Annotated in this window: 11 protein-coding genes; 9 read left to right on the forward strand and 2 right to left on the reverse strand. The window is 60.5% G+C overall.

Annotated features, from left to right (window positions below):
• The first annotated feature begins 350 nt into the window (after nucleotides 1–350).
• The 9 genes from BFQ00_RS10055 (at nucleotide 351) to BFQ00_RS10095 (ending at nucleotide 11293) form a co-directional block, all read left to right on the forward strand.
• Nucleotides 351–2675, forward strand: a complete 2325-nt coding sequence (locus BFQ00_RS10055; RefSeq protein ID WP_065933414.1) for a Tex family protein — start codon at nucleotides 351–353, stop codon at nucleotides 2673–2675.
• The gene (locus BFQ00_RS10060) at nucleotides 2675–3058 is read left to right on the forward strand and encodes a PaaI family thioesterase (RefSeq protein WP_065933415.1); all 384 of its coding nucleotides are present in this window, start codon (nucleotides 2675–2677) and stop codon (nucleotides 3056–3058) included. Before BFQ00_RS10055 ends, BFQ00_RS10060 begins: the two co-directional genes overlap by 1 nt.
• 214 nt (nucleotides 3059–3272) lie before the next feature.
• Nucleotides 3273–4856, forward strand: a complete 1584-nt coding sequence (gene gshA / locus BFQ00_RS10065; RefSeq protein ID WP_065933416.1) for a glutamate--cysteine ligase — start codon at nucleotides 3273–3275, stop codon at nucleotides 4854–4856.
• Nucleotides 4857–5090: 234 nt separating this feature from the next.
• On the forward strand, nucleotides 5091–6068 hold the full coding sequence (tauA, locus tag BFQ00_RS10070) for a taurine ABC transporter substrate-binding protein (protein ID WP_065933417.1): 978 nt from the start codon (nucleotides 5091–5093) through the stop codon (nucleotides 6066–6068).
• Nucleotides 6069–6086: 18 nt separating this feature from the next.
• On the forward strand, nucleotides 6087–6866 hold the full coding sequence (gene tauB / locus BFQ00_RS10075) for a taurine ABC transporter ATP-binding subunit (protein WP_065933418.1): 780 nt from the start codon (nucleotides 6087–6089) through the stop codon (nucleotides 6864–6866).
• A complete protein-coding gene (tauC, locus tag BFQ00_RS10080) occupies nucleotides 6863–7699 on the forward strand; it encodes a taurine ABC transporter permease TauC (protein WP_065933419.1) in 837 nt (278 codons plus the stop codon). The genes tauB and tauC overlap by 4 nt, the downstream gene beginning before the upstream one ends.
• Before the next feature lie 14 nt (nucleotides 7700–7713).
• The gene (tauD, locus tag BFQ00_RS10085) at nucleotides 7714–8550 is read left to right on the forward strand and encodes a taurine dioxygenase (protein WP_065933420.1); all 837 of its coding nucleotides are present in this window, start codon (nucleotides 7714–7716) and stop codon (nucleotides 8548–8550) included.
• A gap of 191 nt (nucleotides 8551–8741) precedes the next feature.
• Nucleotides 8742–10343: a hypothetical protein gene (locus BFQ00_RS10090; protein ID WP_130184056.1), complete on the forward strand. Its 1602-nt coding sequence runs from the start codon at nucleotides 8742–8744 to the stop codon at nucleotides 10341–10343.
• A gap of 35 nt (nucleotides 10344–10378) precedes the next feature.
• On the forward strand, nucleotides 10379–11293 hold the full coding sequence (locus BFQ00_RS10095) for a hypothetical protein (protein WP_065933422.1): 915 nt from the start codon (nucleotides 10379–10381) through the stop codon (nucleotides 11291–11293).
• 65 nt (nucleotides 11294–11358) lie between these two features.
• Here the strand turns inward: BFQ00_RS10095 and mgrA are convergent, their stop codons facing one another.
• Both mgrA and betT read right to left on the reverse strand, forming a co-directional pair.
• Nucleotides 11359–12396, reverse strand: coding sequence for an L-glyceraldehyde 3-phosphate reductase (gene mgrA, locus BFQ00_RS10100; RefSeq protein ID WP_065884649.1), 1038 nt, complete (start codon nucleotides 12394–12396; stop codon nucleotides 11359–11361).
• 150 nt (nucleotides 12397–12546) lie between these two features.
• Nucleotides 12547–14508 (reverse strand): choline transporter BetT, encoded by a 1962-nt coding sequence (gene betT / locus BFQ00_RS10105; RefSeq protein ID WP_163001547.1) that lies wholly within the window; start codon nucleotides 14506–14508, stop codon nucleotides 12547–12549.
• Between the last annotated feature and the right edge of the window lie 442 nt (nucleotides 14509–14950).

Here is a 14950-nt window from a genome sequence, read left to right on the forward strand (position 1 = left end):
CTCCTCTTATCTCGGCGCGCATTATGGCCTAGCTGCCGTTATACGCACCGTGTGCATTGTTAGCAGATTTTTCCTCTACTACCAGCCAAGCCATGTCCTGCAACTACCGGCCCAGTAGCCCTCAAGGGCGGAACGCTGGTTATAATGCGGCGCTTTCGTGCAGGGCAACGTCAGATCGTTACCGTTTACTGCCGGGCTTTTTTTTACGCGCTTCTCGTGTTTTTTCGATTTCGCGGGTCAATAGGCTGCCTCTTGACCCAGGCAGCGGCGCCGGTCGGGCCGCTCAACCAGCCTCGCAAGGCCTTGTTTTCCGGGCCTGCGAGCGGCTTTTCAGAATTTCAGGTGGTTTTATGGACAGCATCAACAGCCGCATCGCCGAGGAACTCGGTGTACGCCCACAACAGGTCGAAGCGGCCGTCGCGCTACTGGACGAGGGCTCCACGGTACCTTTCATCGCCCGTTACCGAAAAGAGGTGACCGGCAGCCTTGACGACACCCAACTGCGGCACCTGGAAGAGCGCCTGCGCTACCTGAGAGAACTCGACGAGCGGCGTATCAGCATCCTCGCCAGCATCGAGGAACAGGGCAAGTTGACCCCGCAGCTGGAACGCGACATCAAGCTGGCCGACACCAAGACCCGCCTCGAAGACCTTTACCTGCCGTACAAACAGAAACGTCGTACAAAGGGCCAGATCGCCCTGGAAGCCGGCCTTGGCGACTTGGCCGACGGCCTGTTCAACGACCCGTCGCTGACGCCTGAAACCGAAGCCGCGCGCTTTATCGACGCGCAAAAAGGCGTCGCCGATGTCAAGGCCGCCCTCGACGGCGCCAAGTACATCCTGATGGAGCGCTTCGCGGAAAACGCCAGCCTGCTGGAAAAGCTGCGCACCTACCTGAAACAGGAAGCCATTCTCAGCGCCCGCGTCATCGCCGGCAAAGAGGAAGAAGGCGCCAAGTTCCGCGATTACTTCGAACACGACGAACCGCTCAAAAGCATGCCGTCCCACCGCGCCCTGGCGATCTTTCGTGGTCGCAACGAGGGCATTCTCAGCTCCGCGCTGAAAGTCGGCGACGAGCTGCCGGGCACCATGCACCCGTGCGAAGGCATGATCGGTCAACAATTCGGCATTCAGAATCAGAATCGTCCTGCGGACAAGTGGCTCGGTGAAGTCGTGCGCTGGACCTGGAAGGTCAAGCTTTACACGCACCTGGAAACCGACCTGCTCGGCGAGCTGCGTGAAGGCGCCGAAACCGAGGCGATCAACGTATTCGCCCACAACCTGCATGACCTGCTGCTGGCCGCACCGGCGGGCCCACGCGCCACCCTGGGCCTGGACCCGGGCCTGCGCACCGGCTGCAAGGTTGCGGTAGTCGACGCCACCGGCAAGCTGCTGGATCACGCCACCGTGTACCCGCACGTACCGCACAACAAGTGGGACCAGACCCTGGCCGTCCTGGCCGCGCTGTGCGCCAAGCACGCCGTGGACCTGATCGCCATCGGCAACGGTACCGCCAGCCGCGAAACCGATAAGCTGGCCGCGGAGCTGATCAAAAAGTACCCGGCGATGAAAATGACCAAGGTCATGGTCTCCGAGGCGGGGGCTTCGGTGTACTCGGCCTCGGAGTTGGCGTCCAAGGAGTTCCCGGACCTTGACGTGTCCATCCGCGGCGCCGTGTCCATTGCCCGTCGCCTGCAGGACCCGCTGGCCGAGCTGGTGAAGATCGACCCCAAATCCATCGGCGTCGGCCAATACCAGCACGACGTGTCGCAGCTCAAGCTCGCGCGTGGACTGGACGCGGTCGTGGAAGACTGTGTGAACGCCGTGGGTGTGGACGTGAACACCGCCTCCGTGGCGCTGCTTGCACGTATCTCCGGCCTGAACGCGACCCTCGCGCAGAATATCGTCAATCACCGCGACGAGAACGGCGCCTTCAAAACTCGCGCGGCGCTGAAAAAAGTCCCACGTCTGGGCGAAAAAACTTTCGAGCAAGCCGCAGGTTTCCTACGCGTAATGAACGGTGATAACCCGCTGGACGCCTCGGCGGTTCACCCGGAAGCCTATCCGCTGGTACAGCGAATTGCCGCCCAAACCGATCGCGACATCCGCTCGCTGATCGGCGATGCCGCGTTTCTCAAGCGCCTGGACCCGAAAAAGTACACCGACGAAACCTTCGGTGTGCCGACCATTACCGACATCCTGCAAGAGCTGGAAAAACCCGGCCGCGACCCGCGCCCCGAATTCAAGACCGCCGAGTTCCAGGACGGCGTCGAAGACCTCAAGGACCTGCAACCGGGCATGATCCTCGAAGGCGTGGTGACCAACGTGACCAACTTCGGCGCGTTCGTGGATATCGGCGTGCATCAGGACGGCTTGGTGCATATCTCCGCACTTTCGGAGAAGTTCATCAAGGACCCGCGCGAAGCGGTGAAGGCCGGTGACGTGGTCAAGGTCAAGGTGATGGAAGTCGATATCCCACGCAAACGCGTTGGCCTGTCGATGCGCATGAGCGACACCCCCGGCGAGAAAATCGACGGCGCCCGTGGCGCTCGCCCTGGCTCGGCACCGCGCCCGTCGCAGAACACTGCGCCGCGCAAGGACACCGCGACAGCCGCACCGAGCAACAACGCCATGGCCTCGCTGTTCGCCAACGCCAAGCAACTGAAGAAGCGTTGATGGATATTCCGGCCGGTTTGACCCAGAGCGCGTTCAGCGAACTGATCGGCTGCCGCCTGCAGCGCCTGGACGAAGGCGTTGCCGAGGTGGCCCTGAGCCTGGCGCCGCAGTTGCGCAATCGCGGGGGCAAGTTGCACGGCGGGGCGATTTTCAGCCTGGTGGACATCACCATGGGACTGGCATGCTCCAGCGTCCATGGGTTCGACCAGCAGAGCGCGACCATCGAATGCAAGATCAACTATATCCGCGCCGTTGAAGACGGTGACGTGCTGTGCACCAGCCGGGTGATCCACGCCGGCCGGCGCACCCTGGTGGTCGAAGCCGAGGTGTACCAGGACGAAAGACTTGTCGCAAAAGCACAGGGCACGTTCGCTGTCCTATAGCTCCCTGCACATGATTTGAGTTAATTTCGGCGCTGTGACAACAGCGTCGGAATTTTCTCGCTGCGCTGTAGCCCAATTCATGGAGTGAAGTAGGCACATTCAGAGCGGGTCCTATCGACTCAGAACCAGGCGATCACGCCAGTTTCAACTTCACCCTTGTAGACCGTCTTGACCACCCCCATATTGGGGCGACTGACGCGTGAAGGAATCCAACTTGAGCGAACTTCTCAACCGCCGCCTGGCCCTGCTCGGCAAGCGCGAACACCTCTCCCTGCTAGAGCACTGCCTGCATGGCATCGAGCGTGAATGCCTGCGCGTCACCAGTGAGGGTCGCCTGGCCCAAACGCCGCATCCGGAAGCCCTGGGCGCCGCGTTGACGCACGAACAGATCACTACCGACTACTCGGAATCGCTGCTGGAGTTCATCACTCCCGCACTGCCCGACCCGGCCGATACCCTGAGCAGCCTGGACAAGATCCATCGCTTTGCCTACACCAAACTGGGCAGCGAATACCTGTGGAGCCCCTCGATGCCGTGCCCGTTGCCGGCCGAGGAAGATATTCCGATTGCCTACTACGGCACCTCCAATATCGGACAGCTCAAGTACGTTTACCGCAAGGGTCTGGCCCTGCGTTATGGCAAGACCATGCAGTGCATCGCCGGCATCCATTACAACTTTTCCCTGCCGGAACAGCTGTGGCCGTTGCTCAAGGACGCCGAAGGCTTTGTCGGCACCGACCGCGACTATCAATCCACCGCCTATATCGCGCTGATTCGCAACTTCCGCCGCTACAGCTGGCTGTTGATGTACCTGTTTGGCGCCTCGCCGGCCCTGGACGCAGGCTTCCTGCGCGGTCGTTCGCACCAGCTTGAAGTGCTCGACGCCGATACCCTGTACCTGCCGTACGCCACGAGCCTGCGCATGAGCGACCTGGGTTACCAGAGCAACGCCCAGGCCGGCCTCACGCCGTGCTACAACGACCTGGCCAGCTACACCGACAGCCTGCGCGAAGCGGTGGCAACGCCCTACGCGCCCTATGTCGAAGTCGGCACGCACAAGGACGGTGAGTGGGTGCAGCTCAACACCAATATCCTGCAGATCGAAAACGAGTACTACTCCAACATCCGTCCCAAGCGCGTGACCTATACCGGTGAGCGGCCGATCCAGGCGCTGATGGCGCGCGGCATCCAGTACATCGAAGTGCGCTGCCTGGACATCAACCCGTTCCTGCCGATGGGCATCGATCTGCCGGAGTCGCGCTTTCTCGACGCCTTCCTGCTGTTTTGCGCGCTGAACGACAGCCCGCTGTTCGCCAATAACGAGTGCGGCAACGCCACGTCCAACTTCCTCAGTGTGGTCAAGGAAGGTCGCCGTCCGGGCCTGCAATTGCAGCGTCAGGGCCAGGCGGTGGACATGAAAGCCTGGGCCACCGAGCTGCTGGAGCAGATTGCGCCTCTGGCCGCCCTGCTCGATGAGAGCCATGGCATCACTGAACACAGCCAGGCGCTGGACGCTCAGTTGGCCAAGGTCAACGACCCGTCACTGACGCCTTCGGCCCAGGTGCTGGAAGCGATGGCCGAGCGCAAGGAAAGTTTCGCGCAGTTCTCGCTGCATCAAAGCGAGGTGCATGCCGAGTTCTTCCGCAAGGAACCGCTGCCGGCCGAGGAACAAGCGCGCTTTGAAGAACTGGCGCGTAAGTCGCTGGCGCAGCAGGCCGAGCTTGAGCAGAACGAAGTGGGCGATTTCGATGTGTTTGTCGGGTCGTACCAGGCGAGCATTCTGGCCATCAGCAACTAAACCTTATGTGGGAGGGGGCTTGCCCCCGATAGCAGTGTGTCTGCCACTCAATCAGTGACTGAACCACCGCCATCGGGGGCAAGCCCCCTCCCACACTTGGACCCCACCAGGCTCGCGACTCGCTTCACCTTCTGCTCATAAGCTAATGCGAAAATGTTATTTATTTTCGGATTCTTAGATCATTTAGTCTCCTCACACGCCGCCTCCCTGGCCGCCTGATCGAGGAGCTTCCCTTTGAAACTGCCTACTCCACTGCGCTTGCTGGCGGCGTTGTCCCTGGCCGGTGCCAGCCTGTTTGCCCAGGCGGCGGATGTGACCGTCGCGTACCAGACCACCGTAGACCCGGCCAAAGTCGCCCAGGCCGACGGCACCTATGAAAAGGCCATCAACGCCAGGATCGACTGGCGCAAATTCGACAATGGCGCCGATATCATCGCCGCCATCGCCTCGGGTGACGTGCAGATCGGTTACCTCGGTTCCAGCCCGTTGACCGCTGCGATCACGCGCAAGGTGCCGGTGCAGACCTTCCTGGTCGCCACCCAAATTGGCGGCGCCGAAGCCCTGGTGGCGCGCGATGGGTCGGGGATCAACAGCCCCCAGGACCTGGTCGGCAAGAAGGTCGCCGTACCGTTCGTGTCCACGGGGCACTACAGCCTGCTGGCCGCGCTGAAGCACTGGAACATCGACCCTTCGAGCGTGACCATCCTCAACCTCGCACCACCGGCCATCATCGCCGCCTGGAAGCGCGGCGATATCGACGCCACCTATGTGTGGGACCCGGCCCTGGGCGTGGCCAAGGAAAACGGCAAGGTGCTGATCACGTCCGGCGAACTGGCCAAGTTCGGTGCGCCGACCTTCGATGCCTGGATTGTGCGCAAGGACTTCGCCGAGAAGCATCCGGAAATCGTCACGGCCTTCGCCAAAGTCACGCTGGATGCCTACGCCGCTTACCGTAAAGACCCACAGGCCTGGCTCGCCGACAAAGCCAACGTCGACAAGCTGGTGAAGCTCTCCGGCGCCAAGGCCAGCGATATCCCGCTGCTGCTGCAAGGCAATGTCTACCCGCTGGCCGCTGACCAGGTCACCCTGCTGGGCGCACCGACCACCCAGGCTGTCACCGATACCGCCGCGTTCCTCAAGGAGCAAGGCAAGGTCGACGCGGTGCTGCCGGACTACGCCCCTTACGTCAGCGCCAAGTTCATCACTCACTGATTCAAGGAGTTCATCGCGATGGCCTTGCTACAGCTGGAGCGCATCAGCGCACAGTACCCAGGCGCCCCGGAACCGGTACTGGCGGATATTTCACTTGAGCTTGGCCCCCGGCAATTGCTGGTGGCCCTGGGCCCCTCCGGCAGTGGCAAGACTTCGCTGTTGAAGCTGATTGCCGGCTTTGTCGAGCCCTCGGCCGGGCGTATTACCCTCGATGGCGTGCCGGTCAAGGGTCCTGGCGCCGAACGCGGCGTGGTGTTCCAGGACGATGCCCTGCTGCCCTGGCAGGACGTGCTGGCCAACGTCGCCTTCGGCCTGGCGCTGGCCGGCGTGCCGAAGGCGCAACGTGAAGTGCGCGCCCGTGAAATGCTCGCGCTGGTGGACCTCAGTGGTTTCGACAGCCGGCGCACCTGGCAACTCTCCGGCGGCCAGAAGCAACGCGTCGGCCTCGCCCGCGCCCTGGCGGCCGACCCGCGCGTATTGCTGATGGATGAACCCTTCGGCGCCCTCGATGCCTTCACCCGCGAACAGATGCAGGAATTGCTGCTGCAAGTCTGGCGACGCACGGCCAAGCCGGTGTTCCTGATCACCCACGACATCGAAGAAGCGGTGTTCCTCGCCACGGACCTGATCCTGCTGGCGCCCAACCCCGGCCAGATCGTCGAGCGTCTGCAGCTGGATTTCGGCCAACGCTACGCGGCCGGCGAATCGGCACGGGCGATCAAGTCCGACCCGCGTTTTATCGAAACCCGCGAACACGTACTGGGCAGAGTGTTCTCGCAACGGCAGGTGTACGCATGAGCAGCTATGAACTTCCCGCCACAGCGGCCAAGCCGCTGACCCATGCGGTTATTCCGGCACGCCGCAGCCTCAGCACACGGTGGATCAGCGTACTGACCCTGGCGGTCCTGCTCGCTGTCTGGTGGGCGGTAACCGCCAGCGGCCTGATCGAGCCCCTGTTCCTGCCGCCGCCCTCTGCCGTGCTGCAAAAAGGCTGGTTGCTGGCGACATCCGGCTACATGGATTCGACCCTTTGGCAGCACCTGGGCGCGAGCCTCAGCCGCATCGGCCTGGGCCTGGGTTTCGCGGTGCTGACGGCCGTGCCGGTGGGGATTGCCATCGGCGCCAACCGCATCGCCCGCGGCATTCTCGACCCGCTGATCGAGTTTTACCGGCCAATCCCGCCGCTGGCCTATCTGCCGCTGATCGTGATCTGGTGCGGTATCGGCGAGCTGTCCAAAGTGCTGCTGATTTACCTGGCGATCTTTGCGCCGATTGCCATCGCCACCGCCACCGGTGTACGCACGGTCGACCCGGCCAAGTTGCGCGCCGCGCAGTCGCTGGGCGCCACCCGTGCCCAACTGATTCGTCATGTGATCCTGCCAAGCGCCCTGCCCGACATCCTCACCGGAGTACGTATCGGCCTGGGCGTGGGCTGGTCGACCCTGGTTGCCGCCGAATTGATTGCCGCCACCAGCGGTCTGGGCTTCATGGTGCAGTCGGCGGCGCAGTTCCTGGTCACCGATGTGGTGGTGCTGGGCATCCTGGTGATCGCACTGATCGCCTTCGCCATGGAAATGGGCCTGCGCGCCCTGCAGCGTAAATTAGTGCCGTGGCATGGCCAGGCACACTGAGTGATGAACACACAATGAGCAGCCTGACCGTTACCCCTTTAAGCACGGCGCTTGGCGCGCAGATCAGTGGCGTCGATATCACCCGGGCGCTGAGCCCTGAAGAGCGCGACGCCATCGAACAAGCACTCCTCAGGCACTCGGTGCTGTTCTTCCGTGACCAGCCGCTCACCCCGCAGCAGCAGGCACGGTTTGCGGCGAATTTCGGTGACCTGCATATCCACCCGATCTACCCCAACGTGCCGGAACAGCCCGAAGTGCTGATCCTCGACACTGCCGTGACCGATGTGCGTGACAACGCCGTGTGGCACACCGACGTGACCTTCCTGCCCACGCCTGCCCTCGGCGCGGTGCTGAGCGCCAAGCAGTTGCCGGCATTTGGTGGCGATACCTTGTGGGCCAGCGGGATTGCGGCATATGAGGCGTTGTCCGAGCCGTTCAAAGCCTTGCTCGATGGCCTCACCGCCACCCACGACTTCACCAGATCCTTTCCGCTGGAGCGCTTCGGCAACACCGCCGAAGACCTGGCGCGCTGGGAAGAAACCCGCCGCAAAAACCCGCCGCTGTCACACCCGGTGATACGCACACACCCCGTCAGCGGGCGCAAATCGCTGTTCGTCAATGACGGCTTCACCACCCGAATCAACGAACTGGAACCGGCCGAAAGCGAGGCGATTCTCAAGCTGCTGTTTGCTCACGCCACCCGCCCGGAGTTCACTATTCGCTGGCGCTGGCAGGAAAATGACGTGGCGTTCTGGGATAACCGCGTGACCCAGCATTACGCGGTGGATGACTACCGTCCACAGCGCCGCGTCATGCACCGGGCAACCATCCTGGGCGATGCACCGTTTTAATCCAACTGCCTCGAATGGCGAAAAAACCGTTAATTTCAAGATTTTTCCTATGGAAAAATGTGGCTCACGACACGCTCTGTAACTCGTCAAGCACTCACTTTCAGGAACGCACAAGGTAAGGCTCACCACTGACATCGTGCGTCCAAAACGCCTGCGCAGTGAACCCTTACCTGAATCCATTGAGTGCTTAAATGAATATCTCAACCGTATCGCCGTGGCTGAACGCTTTTGCGTCACAGCCTGCTGAACCCGCCCCTTCAGCCACAGGCACAACACTTGAAACACTGAAACCGCCCACCGCCGCGCCCGACAGACGCGAAAGTTTGCTTGCCGTGTTAAGCGAGCTTGAAAATTTGATGAACACACTCCAGAAGGCCCTCGGCGCCACGCCCGTCAAGCCTGATACACCCGCAACCGTTGCAGCGACCACCCACTCAACGGTGCGCCCTGATAGTACGCAGTACCTTTCAAATAAAAAGGACAAACAAAAACCCGACGACGTATTAGGTGGCCTGTTCTTTTCGCCCCATGAAACCTACCGCTCACTGACCACACCGCACAGTTCTCATGTCGCCGGGATCAAGTTGGCCATGCAGCACTTTGGTCAAAGCCCAACCGATATTTACGCTCAAGTCACGCCCCTGAATAACGGGTTCAATGTGACGATGAGAGATGGCTTCACATTATTCATCTCGCACAAAGAGCTGGACCTTGCCAAAGAAGGTTCGCAACTGCTGGGCAACGAAGACATGCTGAAAGACGCCAACTTTCTGTATGCGACCCTGGTCAAGCGAAAACAGCTACAAAGCAATGACCCCGCCGAACAAGCGAGTTATTCCATGACCCTGCGCAATACCAATAAAGGCGAACATGCCGGCAGCGTATTGAAGCTCATGGGCCTGGAAAACCATATGAAAGAGGTTAAGTCCGAGTCATTGGGCACGGGTCAAAAACCGGGTATCACGGTTGTCTCGAATAGGGAGTCCATGCTGGTTGTCGACGGTCACGAGGATTTCCACGGGACACCTTCGAAGTTAAGGCTGAAAAAGCCGGCCTACATACTGTCGGATTTACCCGCAGCCACCAGGCTGGCCGAACCGTCCACTGACTCGCGCCCTGCGCGGGTTGCGCCTCCCCCCCCGCAAACCAACGTCAAACCCCTTGTAACGCCGCTCGACCCTCCCTCCCCCGGCGCGATGCCGGATATTTCCTCGAAAAGAAACGGTGAACGTCCAGCCAATATATTGACTGGCTTGAGTAACACACCTCAGGGCTTTGGCGAGTTTCGCGACACGCAAGCCTACGTTGACGCAATAAAACTGATGATGATGACGTTCGGGCAAAGCCCCACCGATTGCTTTCAACGGGTTGCCGCGGCAGGTGACGGCTACGACGTGACGATGAAAGATGGTTATGAAGTGCATGTTTCTCGCCAGGAGCTACAACGGGCCGGGCAAGCTTTGAAACTGTCCGGTGACGACAGCGAGCTGATAAAGGATGCCAACTTCATATTTGCGGCTTTTATGAAACGTCAGCAGTTGGAACATGAAGATCCGGTGGCAAGGTCCGACTTCGAGACGACCCTCAGTGATGCGATCCAGAATGGCCGGCATATCAAACCTGTCCTGGAAAATATCGGCATGATCGGCCATATGCGCCATGTCCATGTGAGTGAACTGGAAGACCAGGATACCGTCGGGTTTCTGTACGGTTTCGGCTTGGTTCTGGGCAATGAAAAGGCGCATCAGTATCTGCCTTATGAGGGCCACGGCTACGTACTCGACCCTCACTGAATCGCTCACTCACACTACTGAATACGAGGCGGCCCATGTTACTCAACACAGCCAGCGGCACCGCAGCGCTTAATACGTCAATACTTCCCGGTCTCTGCGCCGGCACAGGCGTGACGAACGCCAAGGCCCCGATGGAAACATCCGTCGCGGCCGGCGCGGAAAACGGCCAAAACCTTTACGCGTCTATCATTCGACAACTGAACTCACTGAACACCTTTCTCAAAACCATCACACAGCGCCCCAGCCCCTTTGCACCTGCGGTTGACGCAGAACCTCATAAGGTTGATCGCGATTCGCCAGCCCCTTTGCCCACTGTCACCCCCCAGGACAAGCCCCGGCCTGACGAGAGCCCATTTATGTCTTCGGTGCCGATCGGCACCAAGCCCGAGGATATCTGGCGTGGGTTCTGGCAGGGCATTGAAGGCAATTGCGTCACGGTGTCGGCGATCAAGCTGGCGATGATGAAATACGGTCATCACCCACAGGGGATTTTCAAACTCATAACCCCGACAAAAACGGGGTTCGAGGTGACAATGCAGGACAGTTTCAAGCTGCACATATCCCACGAAGAGTTAATGCTGGCGAGGACCGGCAGCGGCTTTGAGGGCGAGGATCCGGACGTGCTCAAGGACGCGGTATTCCTGTATGCCGCCAGCGCCAAGCGGGCTCAGATGAAAAATCACGAAGGCAGCGCCAAGCGCAGCTTCAAAGACGCAATGGCCTCATTGAATGACGGGGAAATGCCGGGAGATGCCACCAATCGCTTGGGCCTACATGCCAAACGGCGCTGGACCAACCCGGCTCAACTGGCCAAAGAAGGCCTGGGTACCGCAGACGCCGGTGGGCACTCGGTCGCCGTGATTGACGGTTACGCAGACCTCTATGGGAATAAGGTCAAGTTGTCTGAGTCGGGCTTCCAAGATGCCCGGCGAGTGCTAACCCTGCGCTGAGCAAACAGCTGCAGTGTGCCTGCCACGATAAAGGTCGGCGCCTCTATCGAGCAGGCACGCTGACGTTACTCAGCCATTGACGGTTTTTCCCACAGATTGATCCCGCCTTCCTGGGCGAACCGATCGATCTGCGCCAGCTCTTCGGCGCTGAAGCTCAAGTTCTTCAACGCGCCGACGTTCTCGATGATCTGCTCCGGCCGGCTGGCGCCGATCAGCGCGCTGGTCACCCGTGGATCACGCAGGGTCCAGGCCAGCGCCAATTGCGCCAGGCTCTGGCCGCGACGCTGGGCGATCTCATTCAGGGCGCGCACGTGGGCAATGTTCTCCTCGGACAGGTGCTGGGCCTGCAGCGAGCCACCCCCTGGACGATTCACCCGGGCATCGGCAGGAATGCCGTTGAGGTATTTATCGGTGAGCAAGCCCTGAGCCAGCGGCGTGAAGGCAATCACGCCGGCGCCGAGTTCGTCGGTGGTGTCGAGCAGGTCTTTTTCCACCCAGCGGTTGAGCAGGTTGTAGGCCGGCTGGTGAATCAACAGCGGCACTTTCCACTCTTTGAGCAGCGCTGCCATCTCCCGGGTCTTTACCCCGGAGTAGGACGAGATACCGATGTACAACGCCTTGCCCTGCTGCACGGCAGTGGCCAACGCACTGGCGGTTTCTTCCAATGGCGTGTCGGCGTCGAAACGGTGCGAGTAGAAGATATCCACATAATCGACGCCAAGGCGCTGCAGGCTCTGATCCAGGCTCGCCAGCACGTATTTGCGCGAGCCGCCACCCTGGCCATAAGGCCCGGGCCACATGTCCCAGCCAGCCTTGCTGGAGATGATCAGTTCGTCGCGGTAGTGCTTGAAGTCTTCGCGCAGCAAACGACCGAAATTGATCTCGGCGCTGCCGTAGGGAGGGCCGTAGTTATTGGCCAGGTCGAAGTGATTGATGCCCAGGTCGAACGCGGTGCGCAGCAGGGCGCGCTGGGTGGCGATCGGGGTGCTGTCGCCAAAGTTGTGCCACAGCCCCAGGGACAGTGCCGGCAGCACCAGTCCACTGCGGCCTACGCGGCGGTAAGGAATAGATTCATAGCGGTTTTCGGCAGCAATGTACGTCATCGAATCCTCTCTGGGCGTTGGGGCAAAGAAGGCCTGGGAATAAGGTTATTCCCAAGCCTTTAACCCGCTGAATCGCTTAAGTCTGCCTTTCCCTTTTACAGCAAAGACCCACTTGAGAGGAACGCTATTACGTGCATTTATGCGCGCGAATCAGCGCACCAGATGCAGGAACTGCAGGTGCCGCTCGTACTGGTCGAGGATGTCGTTGATGATCTGCTCCTTGGTGTAGCCCACCAGGTCGTAATCCTGGCTGCCCTCACGCAGGTGCACTTCGGCGCGATAGTAGCGGCGGTTGTTGATCTCTTTGGAACCCATGCCGCCACGGGCGAACGATGGCGTGAAATAGCCACGCATCTGCACCTGGTAGATGAACGGATGCTCTTCGCCATGGCCAATTTCCAGGCTGACGCTGTCGTTGGCCGGGTCTGGCTGGGTGACCACGTTCAGGCCCTTCTCGACAAATACGGCCGTCACTTCTTCGATGGCCGGGCGCACCGTCGACTCGAGGAAACGGTACACCTCGTCGCGCGACGGAAAATGCACGGCCTGGCTCAGACGCTGGCGCCAGCCGCCACGGCCTTTGCGCGACGCCGAGATCGGTGCCAGCGAATGCAACTGGGCGATCTGCTTTTGCGATTCGAGATAGAACGCCTTGTGCAGCCCCCACATCATCAGCAGCAGGATCAGCGAGAACGGCAGCGAGGTCAGCACGACCGCTGATTTCAACGAATCGATACTGCCGGCAAACAGCAAGGCGCTGGTGACCAGGGCGGTCATCGCGCCCCAGAACACGCGCAGCCATTTCGGCCCGTCTTCATCGGCGTTGCCGCCTTTGGACGACAGGGTCGACAGCACCACCGTGCCTGAGTCCGCCGAGGTCACGAAAAATACGAAGCTGATAAACACCGTGACCGCAATCACGGTTTTACTCCACGGGTAGGTTTCCAGCAGCAGATAGAGGCTCATCGACGGCTCATCAATGGCCGACTGGCCCAACGCGGTCATGCCATGGTTGAGCACCTGGTCGATGGCGCTGTTACCGAAGATCGACATCCACGCCAGGGTGAAACCCAGCGGGATCAGCAGCACGCCAAACACGAATTCGCGGATGGTGCGGCCACGGGAAATCCGCGCGATGAACAGGCCCACGAACGGCGACCATGCGATCCACCAGGCCCAGTAGAACACCGTCCAACCGCCCAGCCAGTCGCTGGGTTTGTCGTAGGCGTACACGTCGAAGCTCTTGGTCGGCAACGCACCAAGGTAGTCGCCGATGTTCTGGATCAAGGTATTGAGCAGGTGCTGGGTGGGCCCGGCAAACAATACGAACAGCAGCAGTGCGCAGGCCAGCAGCATGTTGATGTCGGACATCACCCGCACACCCTTGTCGACACCGGCCACGGCAACGATGATCGCCGCGCCCATCATCAAGGTGATCAAGCCCACCTGGATCCACTGCGTATGGGCGATGCCGAACAGGTAATCCAGGCCGGAGTTGAGGTGCAAAACGCCAAAACCCATGTCGGCCCCCAGGCCGAATACCGTGGCAATGATGCCGAAGCCATCCACCGCGTAACCGATCGGGCCATTGATGCGCTTGCCGATCAACGGGTACAGCGCCGAGCGCAACGCCAGCGGCAGGTTATGCCGGTAGGCGAAGTACGCCAGGGCCATGCCGACAAACGCGAACACGCCCCAGCCGTGCAAGCCCCAGTGCAGGAACAGGACCTGCATGGCCTGGCGCGCCGCATCGGCATTCATGGCCTCGCCCTGGGGCGGTTGCACCAGGTGCGTCAGCGGCTCGGAGACGCAAAAGAAAAACAGCGTGATGCTGATCCCGGCGGCGAACAGCATGCCGGCCCAGGACAGGTAACTGAATTCGGGCTCGTCGTGGTCGGCACCGAGTTTTATCTTGCCGTAGCCCGATAGCGCGGTGACCACCACGAAGACCAGATACAGGGTCATCGCCAGCATGTAGTACCAGCCGACCGTATTGGCCGCCCAGTTTTGCGCCGCCAGCAGCCAGGCACCGGCCTGTTGCGGGATAGCGATGACCGTGATGCCGAACAGCAGGATGGCTGTGGCGGCAAAGTAGAAAACGGGCGCATTCATGCGCACCAGACCGCTGGGTGGGGTGGACGATGCACTCATGAGTGATGCCCCCCCGAGGTGTGAAATGTGGCTGTATATAACGGACTCAGCAAAGGTAAGCCTCCTGTTGTGAGCGGGCAGCGAACCACCGGTTTAACTTGAACGAGCGTTCAAGTTAAACATGAATGGGCGGTCTGGGACTAATTTCGGGGCTGAGTGGTAGGCAATTCCTACACTAGCTCAGGGATTGGTATGACGGGTTACGGGGGCAAATCGTTCAGCGACGTGAAGATGAAATGCATTCAAATGTGGGAGGGGGCTTGCCCCCGATGGCGGCCTCTGGGCCGACCAGGATGGTGGATTGGACCTAGTACATATCCGTTTCTGCGGTAACGGCTGATATAGGTTCCGCTTTTACAGCGGCTCACTTTTGAAAAGCGCAAAAGTAAGCAAAACGCTCTTG

Origin of the sequence: Pseudomonas sp. 28 E 9 (assembly GCF_900004785.1) — a bacterium.
Lineage (GTDB): Bacteria > Pseudomonadota > Gammaproteobacteria > Pseudomonadales > Pseudomonadaceae > Aquipseudomonas > Aquipseudomonas orientalis_A.